Origin of the sequence: Burkholderia sp. A2 (genome assembly GCF_001729305.1) — a bacterium.
Lineage (GTDB): Bacteria > Pseudomonadota > Gammaproteobacteria > Burkholderiales > Burkholderiaceae > Burkholderia > Burkholderia sola.
The window spans coordinates 243,466-263,502 of sequence record NZ_LZXX01000149.1; the positions used below are offsets into that span (position 1 = coordinate 243,466).

The 20,037-nt window shown below is 64.9% G+C and carries 22 protein-coding genes and 1 pseudogene; 13 read left to right on the forward strand and 10 right to left on the reverse strand.

Annotated elements, in window-relative coordinates; genetic code table 11:
• Positions 1 to 126: 126 nt before the first annotated feature.
• Positions 127 to 333 carry a YbdD/YjiX family protein gene (locus tag A9Z05_RS32720; protein ID WP_050013388.1) on the reverse strand — a complete coding sequence of 69 codons (207 nt, stop codon included), beginning with the start codon at positions 331 to 333 and terminating at the stop codon, positions 127 to 129.
• 12 nt (positions 334 to 345) lie between these two features.
• Positions 346 to 2,424: a carbon starvation CstA family protein gene (locus A9Z05_RS32725; RefSeq protein WP_050013389.1), complete on the reverse strand. Its 2,079-nt coding sequence runs from the start codon at positions 2,422 to 2,424 to the stop codon at positions 346 to 348.
• Between the two features lie 413 nt (positions 2,425 to 2,837).
• On the opposite strand from A9Z05_RS32725, the gene A9Z05_RS35670 reads away from it, so the two are divergent.
• A complete protein-coding gene (locus A9Z05_RS35670) occupies positions 2,838 to 4,412 on the forward strand; it encodes an anti-phage dCTP deaminase (RefSeq protein WP_084044536.1) in 1,575 nt (524 codons plus the stop codon).
• Positions 4,413 to 4,423: 11 nt separating this feature from the next.
• Complete coding sequence (locus tag A9Z05_RS36690) at positions 4,424 to 4,606, forward strand: hypothetical protein (RefSeq protein ID WP_141723529.1); 183 nt, start codon at positions 4,424 to 4,426, stop codon at positions 4,604 to 4,606.
• Positions 4,607 to 4,913: 307 nt separating this feature from the next.
• Here the strand turns inward: A9Z05_RS36690 and A9Z05_RS38200 are convergent.
• Together A9Z05_RS38200 and A9Z05_RS38495 are read right to left on the reverse strand one after the other, a co-directional pair.
• Positions 4,914 to 5,225: pseudogene (locus A9Z05_RS38200) on the reverse strand (porin); the annotation flags it as partial.
• 7 nt (positions 5,226 to 5,232) lie between these two features.
• Positions 5,233 to 5,505 (reverse strand): substrate-binding domain-containing protein, encoded by a 273-nt coding sequence (locus A9Z05_RS38495; RefSeq protein WP_084044537.1) that lies wholly within the window; start codon positions 5,503 to 5,505, stop codon positions 5,233 to 5,235.
• 407 nt (positions 5,506 to 5,912) lie between these two features.
• On the opposite strand from A9Z05_RS38495, the gene dapF reads away from it, so the two are divergent.
• From dapF to A9Z05_RS32765, 8 genes are all read left to right on the forward strand, one after another.
• Complete coding sequence (dapF, locus tag A9Z05_RS32730) at positions 5,913 to 6,722, forward strand: diaminopimelate epimerase (RefSeq protein ID WP_069621675.1); 810 nt, start codon at positions 5,913 to 5,915, stop codon at positions 6,720 to 6,722.
• A complete protein-coding gene (locus A9Z05_RS32735) occupies positions 6,722 to 7,606 on the forward strand; it encodes an RNA polymerase sigma-70 factor (protein ID WP_069621676.1) in 885 nt (294 codons plus the stop codon). The genes dapF and A9Z05_RS32735 overlap by 1 nt, the downstream gene beginning before the upstream one ends.
• Positions 7,607 to 7,791: 185 nt before the next feature.
• On the forward strand, positions 7,792 to 8,271 hold the full coding sequence (locus tag A9Z05_RS32740) for a carboxymuconolactone decarboxylase family protein (protein ID WP_069621677.1): 480 nt from the start codon (positions 7,792 to 7,794) through the stop codon (positions 8,269 to 8,271).
• 76 nt (positions 8,272 to 8,347) lie between these two features.
• On the forward strand, positions 8,348 to 8,752 hold the full coding sequence (locus A9Z05_RS32745; RefSeq protein ID WP_069621678.1) for a cupin domain-containing protein: 405 nt from the start codon (positions 8,348 to 8,350) through the stop codon (positions 8,750 to 8,752).
• 109 nt (positions 8,753 to 8,861) lie between these two features.
• Positions 8,862 to 9,866: a LysR family transcriptional regulator gene (locus A9Z05_RS32750; RefSeq protein ID WP_069621679.1), complete on the forward strand. Its 1,005-nt coding sequence runs from the start codon at positions 8,862 to 8,864 to the stop codon at positions 9,864 to 9,866.
• 205 nt (positions 9,867 to 10,071) lie between these two features.
• The gene (locus tag A9Z05_RS32755) at positions 10,072 to 10,827 is read left to right on the forward strand and encodes an SDR family oxidoreductase (protein WP_069621680.1); all 756 of its coding nucleotides are present in this window, start codon (positions 10,072 to 10,074) and stop codon (positions 10,825 to 10,827) included.
• A gap of 25 nt (positions 10,828 to 10,852) precedes the next feature.
• Positions 10,853 to 11,368, forward strand: coding sequence for an Ohr family peroxiredoxin (locus tag A9Z05_RS32760; RefSeq protein WP_069621681.1), 516 nt, complete (start codon positions 10,853 to 10,855; stop codon positions 11,366 to 11,368).
• Between the two features lie 40 nt (positions 11,369 to 11,408).
• Positions 11,409 to 12,161 carry an SDR family NAD(P)-dependent oxidoreductase gene (locus tag A9Z05_RS32765; protein WP_069621682.1) on the forward strand — a complete coding sequence of 251 codons (753 nt, stop codon included), beginning with the start codon at positions 11,409 to 11,411 and terminating at the stop codon, positions 12,159 to 12,161.
• A gap of 59 nt (positions 12,162 to 12,220) precedes the next feature.
• On the opposite strand, the gene A9Z05_RS32770 is transcribed toward A9Z05_RS32765, so the two are convergent.
• A complete protein-coding gene (locus A9Z05_RS32770) occupies positions 12,221 to 12,649 on the reverse strand; it encodes a PRC-barrel domain-containing protein (protein ID WP_069621683.1) in 429 nt (142 codons plus the stop codon).
• Positions 12,650 to 13,067: 418 nt separating this feature from the next.
• A complete protein-coding gene (locus A9Z05_RS32775) occupies positions 13,068 to 14,198 on the reverse strand; it encodes a 3-deoxy-7-phosphoheptulonate synthase (protein ID WP_069621684.1) in 1,131 nt (376 codons plus the stop codon).
• 282 nt (positions 14,199 to 14,480) lie between these two features.
• Between A9Z05_RS32775 and A9Z05_RS32780 the strand changes: the two genes are divergently transcribed.
• The gene (locus A9Z05_RS32780) at positions 14,481 to 15,035 is read left to right on the forward strand and encodes a hypothetical protein (protein WP_069621685.1); all 555 of its coding nucleotides are present in this window, start codon (positions 14,481 to 14,483) and stop codon (positions 15,033 to 15,035) included.
• A 49-nt stretch (positions 15,036 to 15,084) separates the two neighbouring features.
• On the forward strand, positions 15,085 to 15,489 hold the full coding sequence (locus A9Z05_RS32785) for a hypothetical protein (protein ID WP_069621686.1): 405 nt from the start codon (positions 15,085 to 15,087) through the stop codon (positions 15,487 to 15,489).
• Positions 15,490 to 15,588: 99 nt separating this feature from the next.
• Here A9Z05_RS32785 and A9Z05_RS32790 read toward each other — a convergent pair whose 3' ends face one another.
• Positions 15,589 to 16,299 carry a YceH family protein gene (locus A9Z05_RS32790; RefSeq protein WP_069621751.1) on the reverse strand — a complete coding sequence of 237 codons (711 nt, stop codon included), beginning with the start codon at positions 16,297 to 16,299 and terminating at the stop codon, positions 15,589 to 15,591.
• 409 nt (positions 16,300 to 16,708) lie between these two features.
• Between A9Z05_RS32790 and A9Z05_RS32795 the strand changes: the two genes are divergently transcribed.
• Positions 16,709 to 17,470, forward strand: coding sequence for an SDR family oxidoreductase (locus A9Z05_RS32795; protein WP_069621687.1), 762 nt, complete (start codon positions 16,709 to 16,711; stop codon positions 17,468 to 17,470).
• A gap of 17 nt (positions 17,471 to 17,487) precedes the next feature.
• Here the strand turns inward: A9Z05_RS32795 and A9Z05_RS32800 are convergent, their stop codons facing one another.
• The 3 genes from A9Z05_RS32800 to A9Z05_RS32810 are packed head-to-tail and all read right to left on the reverse strand — an operon-like array spanning position 17,488 to position 19,918.
• Entirely contained in the window at positions 17,488 to 18,192 is a 705-nt protein-coding gene (locus A9Z05_RS32800; RefSeq protein WP_069621688.1) for an MOSC domain-containing protein, read from the reverse strand.
• A complete protein-coding gene (locus A9Z05_RS32805; protein WP_069621689.1) occupies positions 18,189 to 19,085 on the reverse strand; it encodes a dihydrodipicolinate synthase family protein in 897 nt (298 codons plus the stop codon). The genes A9Z05_RS32800 and A9Z05_RS32805 overlap by 4 nt, the downstream gene beginning before the upstream one ends.
• A gap of 50 nt (positions 19,086 to 19,135) precedes the next feature.
• The gene (locus tag A9Z05_RS32810) at positions 19,136 to 19,918 is read right to left on the reverse strand and encodes an aldolase (RefSeq protein ID WP_027806565.1); all 783 of its coding nucleotides are present in this window, start codon (positions 19,916 to 19,918) and stop codon (positions 19,136 to 19,138) included.
• Positions 19,919 to 20,037: the final 119 nt, after the last annotated feature.

The window sequence follows — 20,037 nt, forward strand, 5'->3', positions numbered from 1 at the left end:
GCAAACGACATACAAGCGCCGCGCGATGCGTGCCGCCGGGCGGCGAAAAAAAAGCGCCGCGACAGCCATCGCGGCGCTTCCGTTTCGATCCCGAACCGATTCGTCAGGTCATTGCAACAGCCCGGTTCAGCAACACTTCCCCGCCCCCGACCCGTACCGCGCATTCTGACGTTCGCGGAAGAATTCCTCGTACGTCATCGGCTCACGGTCCGGATGGGTGTCGCGCATGTGCGCGACGTAGGTATCGTAGTCGGGCAGGCCGACCATCAGCCGCAACGCCTGCCCAAGGTAACGACCCGCGCTGCGCAGGTCGCCGCCAAGATCGCTGAACATCGCGGCCTCCCCTTAACGTCCGCTGCCGAGCGCCTGCGCGGCCGGCATCGCTTCGTACGGCGTCTCGCGCACGGTCGGCTTCGACTCGCGGCGCGCGCGTAGCACGGCGAGCAGGCCGTATACCGCGATCGCCACGACGACGAAGATGAACAGCCCGGCCAGCGCCGCATCGATGTAGTCGTTGAAGATGATGCGTTTCATCTGCGCGATCGACTTCGCCGGCGCGAGCACCTTGCCTTCATCCACCGCAGCCTGCAGCTTCGCGGCGTGCGCGAGGAAGCTGACCTTCGGGTTCGCGTCGAAAATCTTTTGCCAGCCGGCCGTCAGCGTGCAGATCAGCAGCCACGCGGTCGGCACGATCGTCACCCACGCATAGCGCTCGCGCTTCATCTTGAACAGCACGACGGTGCCGAGCACCAGCGCGATCGCGGCGAGCATCTGGTTCGAGATGCCGAACAGCGGCCACAGCGTGTTGATGCCGCCGAGCGGATCGACCACGCCCTGGTACAGGAAGTAGCCCCACGCGGCCACGCACAGCGCGGTGGCGACGAGGTTCGCGGGCAGCGATTCGGTGCGCTTGAGCGCCGGGTGGAACGTGCCGAGCAGATCCTGCAGCATGAAGCGGCCCGCACGCGTGCCCGCGTCGACGGCCGTCAGGATGAACAGCGCCTCGAACAGGATCGCGAAGTGATACCAGAACGCCATCATCGCTTCGCCGCCGATCACCTGGTGCAGGATGTGCGCCATGCCGACGGCCAGCGTCGGCGCGCCGCCCGCCCGCGCGATGATCGTGGTTTCGCCGACGGCCTTGGCCGTCTGCGTGAGCATGTCGGGCGTCAGCACGAAGCCCCATTGCGTGACGGTATTCGCGACCGCTTCCGGCGTCGAGCCGAGCACGGCGGCCGGCGCGTTCATCGCGAAGTAGATGCCCGGCTCGATCACGCACGCGGCGACCAGCGCCATGATCGCGACGAACGATTCCATCAGCATCGCGCCGTAACCGATGAAGCGCGCGTTGGTTTCGTTGTCGATCAGCTTCGGCGTCGTGCCCGACGAGATCAGCGCGTGGAAACCCGATACGGCGCCGCACGCGATCGTGATGAACAGGAACGGGAACAGGTTGCCCGCCCACACCGGGCCCGTGCCATCGACGAACTTCGTCAGCGCGGGCATCTTCAGCTCCGGTGCGACGACCAGGATGCCGATCGCGAGGCCGAGGATCGTGCCGATCTTCAGGAACGTCGACAGGTAGTCGCGCGGCGCGAGCAGCAGCCACACCGGCAGCACCGATGCGACGAAGCCGTAGCCGATCAGGATCCACGTGAGCTGCGTGCCGCTGAACGTGAACCACGCGGCGATCGCCGGCGAGGCGGCCACGTTCTGACCGAACGCGATCGCCGCCATCAGCCCGATGAAGCCGATGATCGACACTTCGCCGATGCGGCCCGGCCGGATGTAGCGCGTATAGACGCCCATGAACAGCGCGATCGGAATCGTCGCGGCGACGGTGAACGTGCCCCACGGAGAATTGGTCAGCGCCTTCACGACGATCAGCGCGAGCACCGCGAGGATGATCACCATGATCAGGAACGCGCCGAACAGCGCGATCACGCCGGGCACCGTGCCGAGCTCCATCTTGACGAGGTCGCCGAGCGAACGGCCGTCGCGGCGCGTCGAGATGAACAGCACGATGAAATCCTGCACCGCGCCGGCGAACACGACACCGGCCAGGATCCACAGCATGCCGGGCGTGTAGCCCATCTGCGCGGCGAGCACGGGGCCGACCAGCGGCCCGGCGCCGGCGATCGCGGCGAAGTGATGGCCGAACAGCACGTACTTGTTGGTCGGCACGTAGTCGAGGCCGTCGTTGTACTTGACCGCCGGCGTCATCCGCAGCCCGTCGAGCTGCATGACCTTGCTGGCGATGAAACGACTGTAGAAGCGATACGCGATCAGATACACGCAGACTGCGGCGATCACGATCCAGAGGGCACTGACGCGTTCGCCGTGCGCGAGTGCGATCGTGCCGAATGCGAACGCGCCGAGCAGCGCGACCGCGATCCATAGCAGGGTACTGGAAGCCCGATTCATGGCGTCTCCTGGTCTCCAATGTGTTTTTGAGTGGATGCGGCGAGGGGCCGAACCCGCGTGACGTCGATGCGTCGTGCCGCGGCCTCGCAGAGACCGCGGCGATGGGCCGTAGTATTCCGCGCGACGGGGGATGCTTACAAGCGGATAACTACGTATGACGATCTACGTAGAATTACGTAGATTATGTGAAGTGTGCACGCCAGCGGGCGCCATGTTGCGCAAATGTCCGGCGGCGTGCGGGAAGAGACTTGTAATCGCCCTTGCCTGAGGTGTCGCGAAGTTGAGTTTTCTGGGCGGAAGGCGGAGTAGCCGAATATTGATTCAGCCAAGATAGAGGTATGTACCTATATAACAACGGTTATCATGGTATAAAGTGTAACAGAAAAAATTAAAACCTCTTCCGAAATTATGTCATGAACAAGAAATCAAAATCAGCGGGGCGTAAGTCGAAAGATCTGGGCGCGGTAGATAGTGATTTGACGCTGCCGGCGTCAACGCTCCCAGCTGAGGGCATCGAACTGGTCTTCGGACTGGTCGGCCCTACTGGCGTAGACTTAACAATGGTTTGTGATGCTCTCCGTGCTCAGCTTACAAATGTAGGATATGAACCGTTTGTGGTGAACCTGAGCAAGCTGATACCAAGGATCGCTAAGCCGAATGCGTTCGAGCCAGCCAATGAATATGATCGGATCAAGTCACTCATGAAAATGGGGACGAAGCTACGAGAAAATACAGGGCAGGCCGATATTGTTGCGAGATTAGGGGTTGCGGAAATTCGGGCATTGCGAGAAGTTCGAAACAACAATCCATTAAAACCGATTCCACGGGCCGCATATATTGTTCGATCTCTTAAAAGACCCGAGGAGGTCGAATTGTATAGAACAATATATGGAAAGGCGTTTACGCTGATCTCAGTTTATTCTCCGCGAGATGCTCGGTTGAAGCATATGCGTAGGAAATTTTCGCAAATTGCTGGCACAAGCAGAACTGCTGATGAATTGGCCGCGGAGCTGATTAATCGAGATTACGCGGAAGAGGGTAGCAAAAAGTATGGCCAAGGCGTAAGTGAGACCTTCCCGTTGGCTGATTATTTTCTGACGACTGATTCAAAAATGGTTGTTGAGGAAAATGTCAGGCGACTAATATACTTGATTTTTGGTGATCCCTATATCTCACCCACACGCGATGAGCAGGGTATGTTCTTTGCACAAGCCTCTGCCCTGCGTTCATTAGATCTGTCCCGCCAAGTTGGGGCTGCTATTATTTCAGAGGACGGCGATCTGCTATCTACTGGCTGCAATGAAGTACCCAAGCATGGTGGAGGACTTTACTGGGGCGAAGATTCGAATCGAAAACGAGATGTAGAGATTGGGCACGATACTAACGTCGCAATTAAGCGCGAGATAGTTGAAGACGCATTTGCACATCTCCGCGAAGCGGGTTGGTTGTCTGATGAGGCCAAGAAGAAAAATAACTCGTTGCTTGCGAATGAAAGCTTATTTGTTGGCAAGGCATTTTTGCGAGGATCCAAATTATTTGATGTTATCGAGTTTGGCCGCGCCGTTCATGCCGAAATGGCTGCAATTACGCAGGCAGCCAAAAATGGGATATCTTTGTCCGGGAATAGATTGTTTTGCACAACTTTTCCGTGTCATATATGTGCGCGCCATATTGTTTCGAGCGGATTGTCAGAAGTTGTGTTCATTGAGCCTTACGAAAAAAGTCGCACCAAAGATTTATATGATGATTCGATTGCTGTTGAACCGTCGGAGCCGTCATCAACTAAGTCTAACTTTCGCGCCTTCGTGGGAGTCGCTCCTCGGCGTTATATGGCGTGGTTCAAAATGGCGTCGGATCGAAAGGACAAAATGGGGAGCACACTTAATCTAAGTAACTATGCAAAAACGCCACGAGTCAAAAGATATGTTTTGACTTATCTTGCCCTTGAGGATATAATAATCAAGGAAACTATTATGCCCGCGAAGTAAAGGAGAGCGCTATGGAAGATAAACAAACGGTCCGATTTCTGGCCCAGTTTGAAGCCTCTAAAAAGAATGTTGCTGAATGGCCGGGCTGGATGCGAGACGCAGCAAAGGTTGCAACTGCATCATTTCCGGAGAACCAAGTGGGAAAAGATGCTGTGAAAGGTACTGCTCGCGAAAAGCAAGCGAAAGCTAAGTAATTAAAATTCGTCGAGTGATTTGGGCGCTTGAATGCGTCGGGGTACTTTCTGTCCCCGCGCCAATAAGTGCCAACCTTGCACTTGTTTTGTCTGAATGCGATCAGAATAAGTCGACGACCAGTATGCGATGAGCCATCTGCCCTCCGAAGGCAGCGTTTGACCTCCACCAAGAGTCGTCTAAGTTACTCTCGGAACGCGACTGAAATTCCTGTGTATTGTGAACGGTATTTCCGCAAAAAGTTTGAGGAGAGTGACGGAAAGTATTGATTTGACATGGTTTGCATTCGCAATGCCGTGCACATTCGTGCGACATGTACACAACCGCATTGTCCGCGCGATACCTACCCTATGTCGAAAGAGTCGATATCGCCGCGATGCGCACCAAAATACCCGCACAGCCATTCGGTAGGGCTGTACGGAGCGGGGAGCGTGTAATAGGCCGTATATTGACGCCCGACGGGTAAGGCACCGTAGACAGTCAGGCCGACATACGGCAGCCGTCCAAACAACGCGCCGGTGTACTGTTGCCCGCCCGTGCTCGTATTGATTCCGGACTCCAGTTGGAAGACAGTCTGCGTCCCCCGCCGAGATATTCCGCACCTTTCAAACCACTCCGTGACTGCGAATCACGTGCTCTCGCGGACGATCAGCTCGAATCCAAGGTCACATACTTCCTCTGCTTTACTGACCTTGTTCAGTCGATCAATCAGCAGCCGGGCAGATGCTGCCCCGATCTTCCCAGTGGGAACCCCCACGGTTGTCAGGCCAGGATGAAGTTGGCTCGCGAAATCGTAGTCGCCAAAGCCGGTATCGCAACGGCTTGCGGAACCTGGATGGAAGCCCCTGAGCATTCCAGGAGGTATCGTCTGCGAATACATCGCTCGAGAACACAATCGCATCAACGTCTGAATGCGTTGCGTCCGGTGTCACCCAATGGGACGTATCAATCGCCCGCCCGCGCACTATTCGCTCGGAAAATTGGGCCGCTCTTCGGAATCATCAATTGCCATCTCGCCCTCTTCTCCATCGGAGCGATGGACTTGATTCTCGTCGGGGTCGCCCCAGAGAGGGCTAGTACATCGAAATAGGCAATACCGGCCTAGTTACAAAATCACCAAAATCGCTCGCGCCAGATACGATTCTATGCAAATTTTTGCCTGAGGCGACTGTTCTTGAGATCTCCCAGAGGACCAATTGGCGGGGATGTTATAGAGGAACAAATTTATGCAGCCCAACAGTCAGGCCACGATTGCCCGCGATCGGCGAGCCACGTACAGTATTTGCCTGCCTCCATTCCGGAACCGCCATGCCGATCGGATTTCAGAAGATGAACGCGAATGGCGATGACTTCGCCATCGTCGACCTGCGCGGTCAGGAACGCGATCCCGCGCAGCACATCGATCGCAACCTCGTGCGGCGCATGGGCGACCGGCATCGCGGCATCGGCTTCAACCAGCTCGCGGTGATCTCGGACGGCGACGACGCGGCCGCGTGCGTCGCGTTCTGGAACCGCGACGGCTCGGCGCTCGATACCTGCGGCAGCGCGACGCGCGGCGTCGCGTGGAAGCTGATGCGGGAAACCGGCGCGGCGTCGGTCGTGCTGCGCACGAATCGCGGGCGCCTGCATTGTTCTCCGGATGCGGACGGGCTGATCCAGGTCGAAATGGGCGCGCCGCGGCTCGGCTGGCAGGACGTGCCGCTCTCGCAGGCCGTCGACACGCTCGCCCTGCCGCTGCCCGGCACGCCGGCCGCATGCAGCATGGGCAATCCGCACTGCACGTTCTTCGTCGACGATGTCGCCGCGGTCGATATCGAAGCGCTCGGCCCGGCGATCGAAACACATCCGCTGTTTCCGCAGAAAACCAACGTGCATGCCGTTCAGGTCATCGATCGCGCGCACATTCGTCTGCGCATCTGGGAACGCGGCGGCGGCGTGCCGCTCGGCTCCGGCTCGTGTTCGTGCGGCGCGGCGGTCAACGGCATCCGGCGCGGGCTGCTCGACGACACCGTGCGGGTGACATGCGACGGCGGCGACGTCACCGTTCGATGGGACGGCGCCGGCAGCGTGTTCCTGAGTGGGCCGGTAGCGTTCGGGTTCAGCGGGGTGTGGCTGTGATGACCGACGACGCACAAACCTTCCATGCGCTGCGCCCGCGCCTGCAGAAGATCGCATACCGGATGCTCGGCTCCGTCGCGGATGCCGAGGACATCGTGCAGGACGTGTGGCTGCGCTGGCACGACGCGGCGCGCGACAGTATCGAGAACGCCGAGGCGTGGCTCGTCGCGGTCACGACGCGGACGTCGATCGATCGCCTGCGCGCGGCGAAGCTCCGGCGCGAGCACTACACGGGTATCTGGCTGCCGGAACCGGAACTCGGCGAATCGCCGGCGACGCCCGAGGAAATGACGGAGCGCGCGAACGACGTATCGGTCGCGTACCTGCTGTTGCTCGAACGGCTGACGCCGGAAGCGCGCGCGGCGTTCCTGCTGCATGAAATCTTCGAATTCGACTACGACCGGATCGCCGACGCGATCGGCAAGACCGAAGCCGCGTGCCGACAGCTGGTCAGCCGGGCCCGGGCGCGGCTGCGCGACGATACGCAGCCGCGGCATGCGGTGCCGCACGACACGCATCGCCGGCTGCTGCAGACGTTCACGCATGCGCTCGCGCACGGCGACTTCCCGTCGATCCAGGCGCTGCTCGCCGAAGACGCGATGCTGATCGGCGACGGCGGCGGCCACGTCCAGAGCTTCCCGAAACCGATGGTCGGCGGCCGGCGGATCGCTCAACTGTTCTATGCGACGTGGTTGCGCTGCGGCAGCGGTGTCGAGATGCGGCCGGTCGTGCTGAACGGCCAGTGGGCGATGCTGCGTTTCATCGATGGCCAACTCGAAGCGGCGATGTCGTTCGAGACCGACGGCACGCGCATCGGCCGGATTCTCGTGCAGCGCAACCCCGACAAGCTCGCGCGGATCGCTGCCGCCTGCGCCGCCGGCTGACGCGTGGAGCGCGCGCCGGCCGCGCCCGCCGTCGCGCGCGGATTGGTGCAGCGCGCGCAACACGATGCGTCCCTGTGCGTGGCTACCGCGTACCGGCGCACACTCCTAAGATGATTTCGCGCGGCGCCCCGCCGCCCACGACACCCGCTTATCGCGGGCCAGCCTCTTCGTCGCCAGGAGAAATCATGACGCAGCGTCTCAACTACATGCATCAATCGCCCGAGCTGTTCAGGCAATTCCTCGAACTCAGCAACCTGCTGCGCAGCAGCGCGATCGAGGAATCGATCCGCGATCTCGTGTCCGCCCGGGCGTCGCAAATCAATGGCTGCGCGTTCTGTCTCGACATGCACGTGAAGGAAGCGCGCCTTCACGGCGAGCGCGAGTTGCGACTCCACCATCTGGCGACGTGGCGCGAATCGACGCTGTTCTCGCCGCGCGAGCGGGCCGCGCTCGCGTGGACCGAAGTGCTGACGACCCTGCCCGAGCACGGCGTGCCGGACGACCTCTACGATCGCGTGCGCGGGCAGTTCTCCGAAAAGGAATTGTCGGACCTGACGTTCGAAGTGATGGCCATCAACGGCTGGAACCGCGCGAATGTCGCGTTCCGGACCGTACCGGGCTCAGCCGACAAGGCATACGGCCTCGACAAGGCGAATCTCGCCTGACCTGCAGGCGCGACCGACTGTCGGCCCCCTCTCTCGCTGCCGGCCGTCGGCCGGCGGCCCACCGGAAGCCACCACCATGATTCGCATGAAACACGTGATCGCGTCCGCGCTCGTCATCGCGGGCGCCGCGACCGGCGCCGTTCGCGCGGCGCCGTCGGCCATCGTCACGCCGCTGATGACGAAGCCGCTCGACGCATACCCGGGCAAGGAAGCGCAGATGATCTCGGTCGAGTATCCGCCCGGCGCGGTCGACCCCGTCCACCGCCACCACGCCGAGGCCTTCGTCTATGTCGTCGAAGGATCGATCGTGATGCAGGTGAAGGGCGGGGAGCCCGTCACGCTGAAGCCGGGCCAGACCTTCTACGAGGGCCCGAACGACCTGCACACGGTCGGACGCAACGCGAGCCGGACCCGGCCCGCGAAGTTCATCGTGCTGCTATTGAAGGACCAGGGCGCGCCCGTGCTCGTGCCGGAAAAATAACCGGGTCGCACGCCGCCGCGCCCTTTCTGAAAAAATGCGGCGGGCGGTGTCACAGGCGGCAACGCTGAAACGTCTAGTCGCATACGGACACCACGATTCCAGCGCCTCCATGCCTGACACCTCCATCCGCCGCCCCGATGCCGACGATCCGTTCGCGCGCAGTTTCTCGACCTGCTATGCCGGCGTGGTCACGTTCCTCGCCGTCGTCACGGAAGGCAGCTTCGCGCGCGCCGCCGATCGCCTCGGCGTCGGCCGCTCGTCGGTCAGCCGCCATGTGCAACGCCTCGAGGACCGGCTCGACGCACGTCTGTTCCAGCGCACCACCCGCAGCATGTCGCTGACGCGCGAAGGCGAGCTGTTCTACGAAAACTGCCGGCCCGGCATCGAGCATCTGGCGCAGGCGCTCGAGGACATGCGCGAACTGCGCAGCGGGCCGCCGAGCGGACACCTGCGCGTCGGCTCGACGCCGGGCTTCGGCCGCAAGGTCATCGCGCCGCTGCTGCGCGATTTCCATGCGCGGTATCCGGACATCACGCTCGACCTGCTGTTGAACGACCGCCCGGCCGATTTCTCCGCCGACCGCATCGACGTCGCGTTTCGCGACGGCCGCATGGAAGACAGCGCGATCGTCGCGCGCCGGCTGATTCCGATGCAGATGATCGTGTGCGCGTCGCCGTCGTACGCGCACCGGCACGGCTTGCCGCGCCACGTCGACGAACTGGCGCGGCATCGCTGCATCAACCTGTGCACCGCGTCGGGCCGCGTGACGGAATGGGAATTCAGGATCGACGGAGTGACGCAGCGGCGCCAGCTCGCCGCGCATCACACGTTCAACGACATCGACCTCGTCGTGCGCGCGGCGCTCGACGGGCTCGGCATCGCGCAGTTACCCGCGTACCAGGTGTGCGACCTGCTCGCCGACGGCCAACTGCTGAGCTGTCTCGGCCAGCACGCACCGGACGACGGCGGCCACTATCTCTGCTACCTGAGCCGCAAGCATCTGCCCACGCGCATCCGCGTGTTCATCGACTACATGATCGAACAGACGCGGGCGCGCGACCTGCAGTGCCTGACGACGATGACGACGCTGGCGCCGCTGGAGACGATCGATTGATGCATTTCCGGCAACATCGTGAGGGCTTGCCGGCCTCTACCGGATCGCGCGGCGCATGCCTACGATGCGGGCTGTTCGACAGGCACGCGAATACGGCGCTACGCCGTTCGGCAACCTGCCGGCTCGATCGCACGAACGCGATGGGCGCCGGTTTCGGCAGATTCAAGCGGCGCGCCTGTCGCGCGCCCATTCAAGGAGAGCAATCGTGAAAATCGTCGTGATTGGCGGTACCGGCCTCATCGGCAGCAAGGTCGTCAGGAACCTGATCGCGCGCGGCCACGACGCGGTGGCGGCCGCGCCGTCGACGGGCGTCGATACGATCACGGGCGCGGGACTGGACGCCGCGCTCGCCGGCGCGGAGGTCGTCGTCGATCTCGCGAATTCGCCGTCGTTCGAGGAAGCGGCCGTGAAGGCGTTCTTCGAGGCGTCGGGGCACAACCTGTTCGCCGCGGAGCGCGCGGCCGGCGTGCGCCATCACGTCGCGTTGTCGGTGGTCGGCACCGACCGGCTGCAGCAGAGCGCGTATTTCCGCGGCAAGATCATCCAGGAGAACCTGATCCGCGAAGCCGGCGTGCCGTACACGATCGTGCGCTCGACGCAGTTCTTCGAATTCGTCGGCGCGATCGCACAGGCTGGCGCGCAAGGCGACACGGTCCGCTTGACCACCGCGCACTTCCAGCCGATCGCTTCGGACGACGTCGCGGCCGCCGTGACCGACTTCGCGCTCGACGCGCCGCGCAACGGCATCGTCGAAATCGGCGGCCCCGAGCGGGTGCGGATCGCCGACCTGGTCGAGCGTTTCCTGTCGGCCACGCACGACGCACGCACGGTGACCCGGGATGCGGGCGCCGACTACTTCGGCGCGGTGCTGCAGGACGACACGCTCGTGCCGGCGCCCGGTGCGCGCCTCGGCGCGACGACCTTCGACGCATGGTTCCGGCAGAACGCGCTCGCGCGCTGACCGCCACCGCCGGATCACGCTCGCCATGACGCCGCTGCGCCCGCCGCCGCTATCGCTGCTCGACCGGTATCGCGGGCGGGAACCGCAGACGCTGTACTCGACGACGGTGACCGTCACGGGCGGCGCGGCGGAGCACGGCCGCGCATCGGGCGTCGCGCGTTCCGACGACGGGCGCCTCGATGTCGAGCTGCGCCTGCCGTCCGCGCTCGGCGGCCCCGGCGACGGCCCGAACCCGGAGCAACTGTTCGCCGCGAGCTATGCGGCGTGCTTTCACGGCGCGCTGAGCCTGCTGGCCGCACGGGCGGGCGTGTCGATCGCCGGCGCATCGGTATCCGCATCGATCGACTTCTGCCGCGATCCGGTGGACGGGCTGTTCATGCTGAACGCGAACATTCACGTGCGGCTGCCGGGCGTCGAACGCGCGGTGGCGGAAGAGCTCGTCCGCAATACGGAGCGCTTCAGCCCGTATACGAAGATGGCGCACGAAGGGATCAGCCATGTCGTGGCGCTCGCGCCGGCGGACGACGTGCCCGAACGCTAGACGGCACGAACGTTCCACCCATCATCTTTACGAGGAAGTCATGCAGTCATTCGACAACAAGGTGGTCCTTATTACCGGCGGCGGTGCCGGCATCGGGCTGGCGGCGGCCGTCGCGTTCGCACGCGAAGGCGCGCGCGTCGTCATCACGGGCCGCCGCGAAGATGCGCTTTCCGCCGCCGCGCGCCGCGCGCCGCGCATCGATTACGTGGTCGCGGATGCCGGCAATCCGGCCGACGCCACGCGCACGATCGACGCAACGGTCGCACTGGCGGGGCGGCTCGACGTGCTGGTCAACAATGCGGGCGCCGGGGCAATCCTGCCGCTCGAGTCGGCGACCTTCGATGCGATCAGCGCGATCTTCTCCGTCAATACGCTCGGACCGTCGATGCTCGCGACCGCCGCGCTGCCGCATCTGAAAGCGACGCGCGGCAGCATCGTCAACGTGTCGAGCACGTTCGGACACAAGGCCGCGGCGCTGTTGTCGCACTATGCGGCGAGCAAGGCCGCGCTCGAGCATCTGACGCGCTGCTGGGCGCTCGAGCTCGCATCGGCGGGCGTACGCGTGAACGCCGTTGCGGCGGGCCCGACGGAAACGGACTTCCTGTCGGAACGGATGAGGCTGTCGGAAAGCGACATCGAAGCGATCAAGGCGCAGGAACGCGCGCGCATTCCGCTTGGCCGGCGCGGCGAGCCCGCGGATGTCGCAAACTGGATCGTGTCGCTCGCGTCGCCGCAGGCGGCATGGATGACGGGGCAGGTGATCACGGTCGACGGCGGACTCGACGCAACCTGACCGTCGCGAGGACACGCGCCCCCGTCGCGACGGGCGACGGGGGCGCGTGAGATAGCGGATCAGTGCTTTTCGTCGACCTTCTTCGGCTTCGGCGCCGACGGCACCTTCGCGTACTGGAACGCCGGCGTGGCCTTCAGCGCTTCCTTGGTCGCACCCGGCAGGTAGATGTTGCCGTTGCGCACGTCGAGCGACGCGATCGGCACCGCGACGTCATGCGCGGCCACGCCGAGGAAGCCGCCTGCCGACACGATCGCGGCGGACACCGAGCCGTCCGGCGCGACGATCAGGTCGCGCACCTTGCCGACTTTCTGGTTCTCGTCGTTGTACACGGTCTTGCCGAGCACGCTCTTCTTCACGCTCCAGCCTTCGAGCAGCGCCTGCGATTGCTCGACGGTCACGCTGATCGGCTGCGCGCCCGCGATCTGCGCATGCGCGCTGACGCTCGAAGCGAGGATGGTTGCTGCGAGGAGGGTCTTGTAGAACTTCATGTGTATTGCACTCCGGTTCGGTTGTTGTTGATTCCGGGGGCGAAGCGAGGCAGGCGCAATGGCTGATCGGTGAGCGCCCCGCGGATGGCCGCCCCACGGATGGCCGCCCCGCGCTTCGTCGGTCGCATGGCGGCCGGCCGCGCCGCCACTGCGTGTGTGCGTGGCCGGACTGCAGCGAGCAACACGTCTTCATGGTAGCGGGATTCGCCGGATCGTGCGTTGAGCGTGCAACGCGGCAGGCGGGGTGAGCCGGATCAGGATCAAGGATCGTGCAAACAGATGGGGCGCGGCGCGGAAAATGGCGCCGCGGCTGGCGCCGTGGCCGGTCGATCAGGGCAATCTCACGGACGAACGCCCGATCTTCGCGGCGTATCGAACACATCGAACCACGCGGCGGGCGCCGCGCCGCCGCGCGGCATCACGCATTCCGCGAATACACCCGGCGATGCCGCACCGCTTCCGCCAGCACGTCGAGCACCGGCTCCGTCTGCGTCCAGCTCAAACACGCATCGGTGATCGACACGCCGTACTGCAGCGGCACGCCCGGCTTCAGGTCCTGCCTGCCGGCTTCGAGATGGCTCTCCACCATCACGCCGACGATCCGGTGCTCGCCCTGCCCCAACTGCCGCGCGAGATCCTGCGCGACCTCGATTTGCCGCTCATGCGACTTGTTCGAGTTCGCATGCGAGCAGTCGACCATCACCTGCTCGCGCAAGCCGGCCTTGCGCAGCACCGCGCAGCTCGCTTCGACGTGCCCGGCATCGTAGTTCGGCCCGTTCTTGCCGCCGCGCAGGATCACGTGCGCATCGTCGTTGCCGCGCGTCTCGAAGATCGCGGCCATCCCCATCTTCGTCATCCCCATGAACGCATGGCTCGCGGCCGCGGCGACGATCGCGTCCGACGCGACCTGCACGCCGCCGTCGGTGCCGTTCTTGAAGCCGATCGGGCAGCTCAGGCCCGACGCGAGCTGGCGATGGCTCTGGCTTTCAGTCGTCCGCGCGCCGATCGCGCCCCACGCGATCAGGTCGGCGATGTACTGCGGGCTCAGCAGGTCGAGGAATTCGGTCGATGCCGGCAGGCCCAGCGCGTTGATGTCGAGCAGCAGTTGCCGCGCGGCACGCAGCCCTTCGTTGATGCGGAAGCTGCCGTCGAGGCGCGGATCGTTGATGTACCCCTTCCAGCCGACCGTCGTGCGCGGCTTCTCGAAGTACACGCGCATCGTGATCAGCAGGTCGTCCTTCAGCGCGTCGGCGGCGGCCTTCAGGCGGCGCGCGTAATCGAGCGCCTGGTCGTGATCGTGGATCGAACACGGGCCGACGACGAGCAGCAGCCGGTCGTCGCGGCCGTGCAGGATATCGCCGATCGTGCGGCGCGTATCCTCGACGAGCGTCTGCGTCGCGGCCGGCACCGGCAGCTCGTCGAGCAGCAGCGCGGGCGAAATCAGCGGACGCACCGCGCCGATGCGGACGTCGTCGATGCGCGTGGTGTCCTGCGTCGCGTCGGCGCTGCCTACCTCGCGATCGTGGGAAGGATTGTCGAGGTTCTGCATGGTGATTCTCCGGGGGACGTCTGTCTGGAATGATGGGCAGGCTCGATTATGGCACCCGCGCGCAACGATGGCGGGTTGCGGGGAAGTCGACCGGAATCGGCACGACGGTCGTGAAGTGACGGCGATCGAGGCCCGCCGGCCATTCGGCCGAGTGGTCGGGTGTCACCGCGGTGCCGTACGATCGTGGCTGTCCGCTGCCGATGCGGCCCCCCGTTCGGCGCAGGCGGCACGATGCACCGCTTGCCTGCGATCGATCGCTCACCCCTTGCCCGACACGCCACGATGACCGTATCCGACCTGCTCAGCGCCATCCGCCAACCCTACGCCGACCTGCTCGCGCAAGCGGCCGCGCAACCGGCGGCCGTCGTCGAACCGGCCTACCGGAAAGCCGACGGCACGCTCGCCACCGAAGGCCCGCTCGCGCTGCCATGCCGGGCCGACACCATTCACGGCGAAGGCGAATCGGCCGGCCAGCCGGCGATGGTCGATTCGACCACGCAACTGGATTTCGAGCCGTTCGCGTTCGAGCTCGAAACGGCAGCCGTATCGATCCATCCGTTCGTGTGGGACTGGGCGACAATCGAAGCCGACGGTCTCGACGAAGCCGCGGCCGCCGATGTGTTCAAGACCTGGTTCTTCGCGTGGTTCGACGCCGACGACGAAAGCATGCCGGCCGAAGACGGCCTGCACGGCATCGTTCACTATCTGTCGGAACCGGCGAACACGGAGCACGGATGGCGCGTCAACGCGGATCTCGGCTCGGCGCCGGGCGCGGCCGTCGAGGATCTGCTGTTCCGGCTCGTCGATGCGGGCGCCACGCGAATCAGTGTCGGTTGAAACGCTTTTTCCATTACGGACGGACGCACATGAAAAAACATTCGCTGCGTTGCTGCTGCTGTGCATCGCATTGCCCGCGTCGGCGGAAGTCAGTACGGAAGTGCTGTGTTTTCAGACGAGCGGCGACAAACCCGTGCGCTTCGAATTACGCACGTACTACGACGACGCGGCCAAGTGGCGAGGCGGTATCGTCCGGTATGCGAAGTCGAAGACGGCGATCCCGCTGCTGTTCAAGCACGAGGATCACGAAGAACTGGCGGAGGGCCGGCCGTACCAGTTCACGACCACGTGGTGGGAAATGGTCGACGGCAAGATCAACGGCGAGTACGAGATGACGAGCCAGGGCGCGATCGTCTATTCGATGACGTACCGCAACGCACGCACCGGCAAGCAAACGGATTTCGCGTGGGCGCAGGACGTCGATGCGTCCGCGAAGGCGGGGTGCCGCTGGTAATGCGGCTTCGGGGAGGGTGGCGGAGCGCGTTCGTCACCCGGCGCGCGCGTGAGCGCGTGTGCGCCGGTGTCACTCCGTTTCAGGTGCTTTGCGTGTCGGTCAGCCCGCGTCGCCCGGCGCGTCGACGTCGATACCGAGTTCGCTCGCCATCCGCTGGACCAGCGCATTCAGGCGCGCCACTTCGTCTGCGAGGCGCTTCTGCTCGGCCTTCAGTGCCTCGAATTCGGAAGGCGGCACCGAATCCGCGCCACCGCCGGCCTCCACGCTCGCGAAGTCCGCCATGTTCACTTCGCCGCACATCAGGTGCATCCAGCGGTTCTCGCGCGCACCCGGGGCACGCGGCAGCCGGACGACGAGCGGCTGCGCGCGCGCCGCGAGTTCGTCGAGGAACGCCTCGACCGACGAGATATCCGCGAAGCCGTGCAGGCGCGCGCTGTTCAGGCGCAGCTCGGCGGCCGTCTGCGGGCCGCGCAGCAACAGGATCGTCAGCAGCGCGATCGCCTGGCTCGGGATGCCGAGCACGCGGTTCATGTTGTGCTCGAAACGCGGCACGCGGCTGCTGCTGCCTTCCATCACGAGGCTCAGATGCTTCAGCCCGTCGAGTGCGGTCGTGACTTCGTCCTCGCTGACGTTCATCACCGGCGCGCGCGCGGTTTTCTGGTTGCAGCCCGCGGTCAGCGCGTTCAGCGACAGCGGGTAGGTATCCGGCACCGTGTGCTGTTTCTCGACGAGCACGCCGAGAATGCGGGCCTCGAGGGGCGTGAGTTCGCGCAGGGCGCGGGGCGTGGGCGTATCCGGCGTGGTGTTCATGAGTAGCGTCGCGGCGTGCAGCAGGTGAAGGGAAACGATCGCGGCCCGCGCGGCATCGCGCACGGGCGAGCCATATGATAGCTCGCGACGCCCGGCCCGGCGCCGCTCACCGCACCAGCGCGCGCACGTGCCGCAGCGGGCTTTCGTCCGACGTAGCGGCGCACCCGATCGCACGCGGTGCAACGTGACGATGCATGGGCCGCGGCGCCGCGGATTCCGCCTTCACGCACGCCCCGGCGTTTGCGCGATGCACATGCCGGCGCTACGATAGGCGTTCATCCCGACATCAGCGGCGCCGCGCGCGACCGTCTTCGCACGTCGATACCACGCATCACCCGCCCCGAATGCGCTGCCGCCGTGCGTGCGCGCCGCTCGTCAAACCCGCTCACTCCGTCACCAGTTCACCACCATGACTGCATCTTCTCCCGCACACGTGCGCGCCATCGTCACCGGACACACCCGCGGCGTCGGCGCTGCGCTCGCCGAACAACTGCTGCAGGAAGGCATCGCCGTGCTCGGCGTGTCGCGCAGCCGCCATCCGTCGCTCGCGTCGCAGGCCGGCGAGCGCTTCGCCGAAGTCGAACTCGACCTGTCGGATTCCACGGCCGTCGCCGCCTGGCTGGCCGGCGACACGCTGCGCCGCTTCGTGGACGGCGCGTCGCTCGTGCTGCTGTTCAACAACGCAGGCATCGTCGATCCGATCGGCCCGCTCGCCGCGCAGGACCCGACGATCGTCGCCCGCGCGGTCGGCCTGAACGTCGCCGCGCCGCTGATGCTGTCGGCCGCGCTCGTGCAAGCCGCATCGGCCGCGACCGAATGCCGGATCGCGCACCTGTCGAGCGGCGCGGCGCGCAACGCGTATGCGGGCTGGAGCATCTACTGCGCGACCAAGGCCGCGCTCGATCACCATGCGCGCGCCGTCGCGCTCGACGCGAACGACGCGCTGCGCATCTGCAGCGTCGCACCGGGCGTCGTCGATACGGGCATGCAGGCCACGATCCGCGCGACCGACGAAAAGCATTTCCCGATGCGCGAGAAATTCGACCAGTTGAAGTCGAGCGGCGCGCTCGCCACGCCCGAGGCGACCGCCCGACAGTTGATCGGCTATGTGCTGAGCGACGCATTCGGCACCGAGCCGACGGCCGACGTGCGCAACCTGCCGACGAAGTAAGCATCGGACGCGGCCCGTCATCCCTCGAGCCGCTTCGTCCAGTCCTCGACCTGCCGCTCCGTGCGGCGCTTTTCGAGCATCTTGCGCCAGCCGGGCGGCAGCAGCGGCACGTCGCACAGCGCCTCGAGCGCGGCCATGTCGAGCGTGCGTCGATACAGCACGTCGAGCACCGCCGACAGCGGCCATTGCGGGTAGCGGCGCGCATGCAGCGCCAGCACATCGCCCGCAGCCACCCAGCCTTCCTGCAGCACGCGGTAGTACCAGCCGGTCCGGCCGCTTTGCTGCACGAGCGCCGCCATGCGCGGATGATCGAAACGCGCGTTGAGCTTCCAGCACGGCTGCCGCGACTGCGACACCTGGAGCACCGCGCCGCCCAGCGTGAATACGTCGCCGAGACACACGTCGCGCTCGGTGATGCCGCGCGTCGACAGGTTCTCGCCGAACGCGCCCGGCCGGGCGAGCACGTCGCGCACGCCGATCTGCCCGGACCACCATGCATAGTGATCGTGCGCGTAGTGATGAACGGCCTTGTCGGGGCCGCCGTGATGCCGCGCATCGGCCTGCTCGTCGCCGGCAAAGCCGAGCGCGCCCAGCCACAGGCGCGCATCGACCGGCTGCTTGTCGATCGCACTCGCGTGCGGCGTGCCGGCGAGCGGCCGGCTCGCGCCGATCCGCACCGCGTCGATGACGACCGCGATCGCCGGCCGCGCGCCGTCGCTCATGCCGCCGCACCATCCGGCAGCGCCGCGAGCAGGCGCTCGAGTTCGCGCGTGCGTGCGTCGCCGAGCGGCAGCAGCGGCCGCCTCGGTTCGCCGGCATCGAAACCGCGCAGCCTCAGCCCGGCCTTGACGGTCACCGGCAACCCGCCGTTGACGATGAACTGCAGCAACGGCAACTGCGCGTGAAAAACCGACCTGGCGCGCGCGAGGTCGCCTGTGCGCATCGCGTCGAACAACGCAAGCGGCAACGCGGCATTCAGGTTCGGCGCGGCCGTGCACCATCCGGACGCGCCCGCGGCCAGCGCGGCGAGCGCCATCGGATTGCTGCCGTTGTAGAACGGGATCGTCCCGTCGCTCAACTGCGCGAGCCGGTGCATCCGGCCGATGTCGCCGGTGCTTTCCTTGACCATCGTCACGTTGGCGACGGCCCTGCAGATCGTCGCGATCAGGTCGGGCGACATGTCGACGCCGCTCGTCGCCGGGTTGTTGTACAGCATGATCGGGATGCCGATCGCGTCGCCGATCGCGCGGTAGTGCGCGACGATCTCGTCGTTGCCGAGTTTCCAGTACGACACCGGCAGCACCATCACCGCATCGGCGCCGGCCTGTTCGGCGAAGCGGGCGCGGCGCACCGCGCCCGCCGTGGTGAGATCGGAAATCCCGACGACGGTCGGCACGCGCCGGCGCACCGCGCGAATCGACGCGGTGGCGACGGCCTCCCATTCGGCATCGGACAGGTACGCGCTTTCGCCGGTACTCCCCAGCGGCGCGATCGCGTGAACGCCGTCGGCGATCAGGCGTTCGATCAGCGCATCGAGCGCTTTCAGGTCGACGTCGCCGCCGGCGGAAAACGGCGTGACCGGATAGGCGATGATGCCTTTCAGCAGGATGGACACGATTTGTATTCCTCAATGATTGTCTGACGAGATTGAAACGGCGCGCGCGCTTAAGCGACGCAATCCTGATGCGTACGCAACGCGCGGCGTGCGTAGTAGTCGAACGTCACCGCATCGCGCTTCGGCTTCGAGATCCAGTCGTGCGCTTCGCGCGCCAGCGCCGGCGGCACCGGTTTGATCTCGCCTGCCGACATCGCGAGCAGTTGCAGCTTCGCCGCACGTTCGATCAGCAGCGCGAGGATGCACGCCTCCTCGATCGTCTTGCCGACCACCAGCTGGCCGTGATGCGACAGCAGGATCGCGCGCTTGCTGCCCAGCGCCTTCGAGATGATCTCGCCCTCCTCGTTGCCGACCGGCACGCCCGGCCAGTCCTTCAGGAACGCGCAATCGTCGTACAGCGGGCAGGTGTCCATGTGCGACACGACCAGCGGCTGTTCGAGCATCGATAGCGCCGCGACATGCGCCGGATGCGTATGGATGATGCAGTTCACGTCCGGGCGCTCGCGATAGATCCACGTATGGAACCGATTGGCCGGGTTCGGAATGCCTTCGCCATCGACGACGTCGAGATCCTCGTTGACGCGCAGCAGGTTCGCGGCCGAAATTTCGTCGAAACCGAGCCCGAGCCGCTGCGTGTAGTACGTGCCGGCCGCATCCGCCCGGCAGGTGATCTGCCCGGCCAGGCCCGAGTCGTGGCCGGCGTCGAACAAAATCCGGCACGTCAGCGCGAGCTTTTGCCGCGCGGACCAGCCGCTGTCGCCTACTTCGTTTTCAAGCCGTCGCTCCGCCAGCGCGACCAGCGCTTCCTTCGTCAAATTCAGCGTTTCCGCCATGTTCGCCTCCTGAATGGACCGGGTTTGCCGCGCCGTCCGCAACTGTTTCCCCGGGCATAGGTGACACACAATACACCGAATGACACTTTGTGTCATGCGTTACAATCGGTTTTTCGAAG

What these genes read in the sequence shown, in the direction of transcription:
- A9Z05_RS32765 (WP_069621682.1), top strand. Translation starts at nt 11,409, where the DNA reads ATGCAGTCATTCGACAACAAGGTGGTCCTTATTACCGGCGGCGGTGCC.
- dapF (WP_069621675.1), top strand. Translation starts at nt 5,913, where the DNA reads ATGCCGATCGGATTTCAGAAGATGAACGCGAATGGCGATGACTTCGCC.
- A9Z05_RS35670 (WP_084044536.1), top strand. Translation starts at nt 2,838, where the DNA reads ATGAACAAGAAATCAAAATCAGCGGGGCGTAAGTCGAAAGATCTGGGC.
- A9Z05_RS32735 (WP_069621676.1), top strand. Translation starts at nt 6,722, where the DNA reads ATGACCGACGACGCACAAACCTTCCATGCGCTGCGCCCGCGCCTGCAG.
- A9Z05_RS32745 (WP_069621678.1), top strand. Translation starts at nt 8,348, where the DNA reads ATGATTCGCATGAAACACGTGATCGCGTCCGCGCTCGTCATCGCGGGC.
- A9Z05_RS32750 (WP_069621679.1), top strand. Translation starts at nt 8,862, where the DNA reads ATGCCTGACACCTCCATCCGCCGCCCCGATGCCGACGATCCGTTCGCG.
- A9Z05_RS32725 (WP_050013389.1), bottom strand. Translation starts at nt 2,424, where the DNA reads ATGAATCGGGCTTCCAGTACCCTGCTATGGATCGCGGTCGCGCTGCTC.
- A9Z05_RS32800 (WP_069621688.1), bottom strand. Translation starts at nt 18,192, where the DNA reads ATGAGCGACGGCGCGCGGCCGGCGATCGCGGTCGTCATCGACGCGGTG.
- A9Z05_RS36690 (WP_141723529.1), top strand. Translation starts at nt 4,424, where the DNA reads ATGGAAGATAAACAAACGGTCCGATTTCTGGCCCAGTTTGAAGCCTCT.
- A9Z05_RS32795 (WP_069621687.1), top strand. Translation starts at nt 16,709, where the DNA reads ATGACTGCATCTTCTCCCGCACACGTGCGCGCCATCGTCACCGGACAC.
- A9Z05_RS32790 (WP_069621751.1), bottom strand. Translation starts at nt 16,299, where the DNA reads ATGAACACCACGCCGGATACGCCCACGCCCCGCGCCCTGCGCGAACTC.
- A9Z05_RS32780 (WP_069621685.1), top strand. Translation starts at nt 14,481, where the DNA reads ATGACCGTATCCGACCTGCTCAGCGCCATCCGCCAACCCTACGCCGAC.
- A9Z05_RS32760 (WP_069621681.1), top strand. Translation starts at nt 10,853, where the DNA reads ATGACGCCGCTGCGCCCGCCGCCGCTATCGCTGCTCGACCGGTATCGC.
- A9Z05_RS32775 (WP_069621684.1), bottom strand. Translation starts at nt 14,198, where the DNA reads ATGCAGAACCTCGACAATCCTTCCCACGATCGCGAGGTAGGCAGCGCC.
- A9Z05_RS32740 (WP_069621677.1), top strand. Translation starts at nt 7,792, where the DNA reads ATGACGCAGCGTCTCAACTACATGCATCAATCGCCCGAGCTGTTCAGG.
- A9Z05_RS32770 (WP_069621683.1), bottom strand. Translation starts at nt 12,649, where the DNA reads ATGAAGTTCTACAAGACCCTCCTCGCAGCAACCATCCTCGCTTCGAGC.
- A9Z05_RS38495 (WP_084044537.1), bottom strand. Translation starts at nt 5,505, where the DNA reads ATGCGATTGTGTTCTCGAGCGATGTATTCGCAGACGATACCTCCTGGA.
- A9Z05_RS32720 (WP_050013388.1), bottom strand. Translation starts at nt 333, where the DNA reads ATGTTCAGCGATCTTGGCGGCGACCTGCGCAGCGCGGGTCGTTACCTT.
- A9Z05_RS32810 (WP_027806565.1), bottom strand. Translation starts at nt 19,918, where the DNA reads ATGGCGGAAACGCTGAATTTGACGAAGGAAGCGCTGGTCGCGCTGGCG.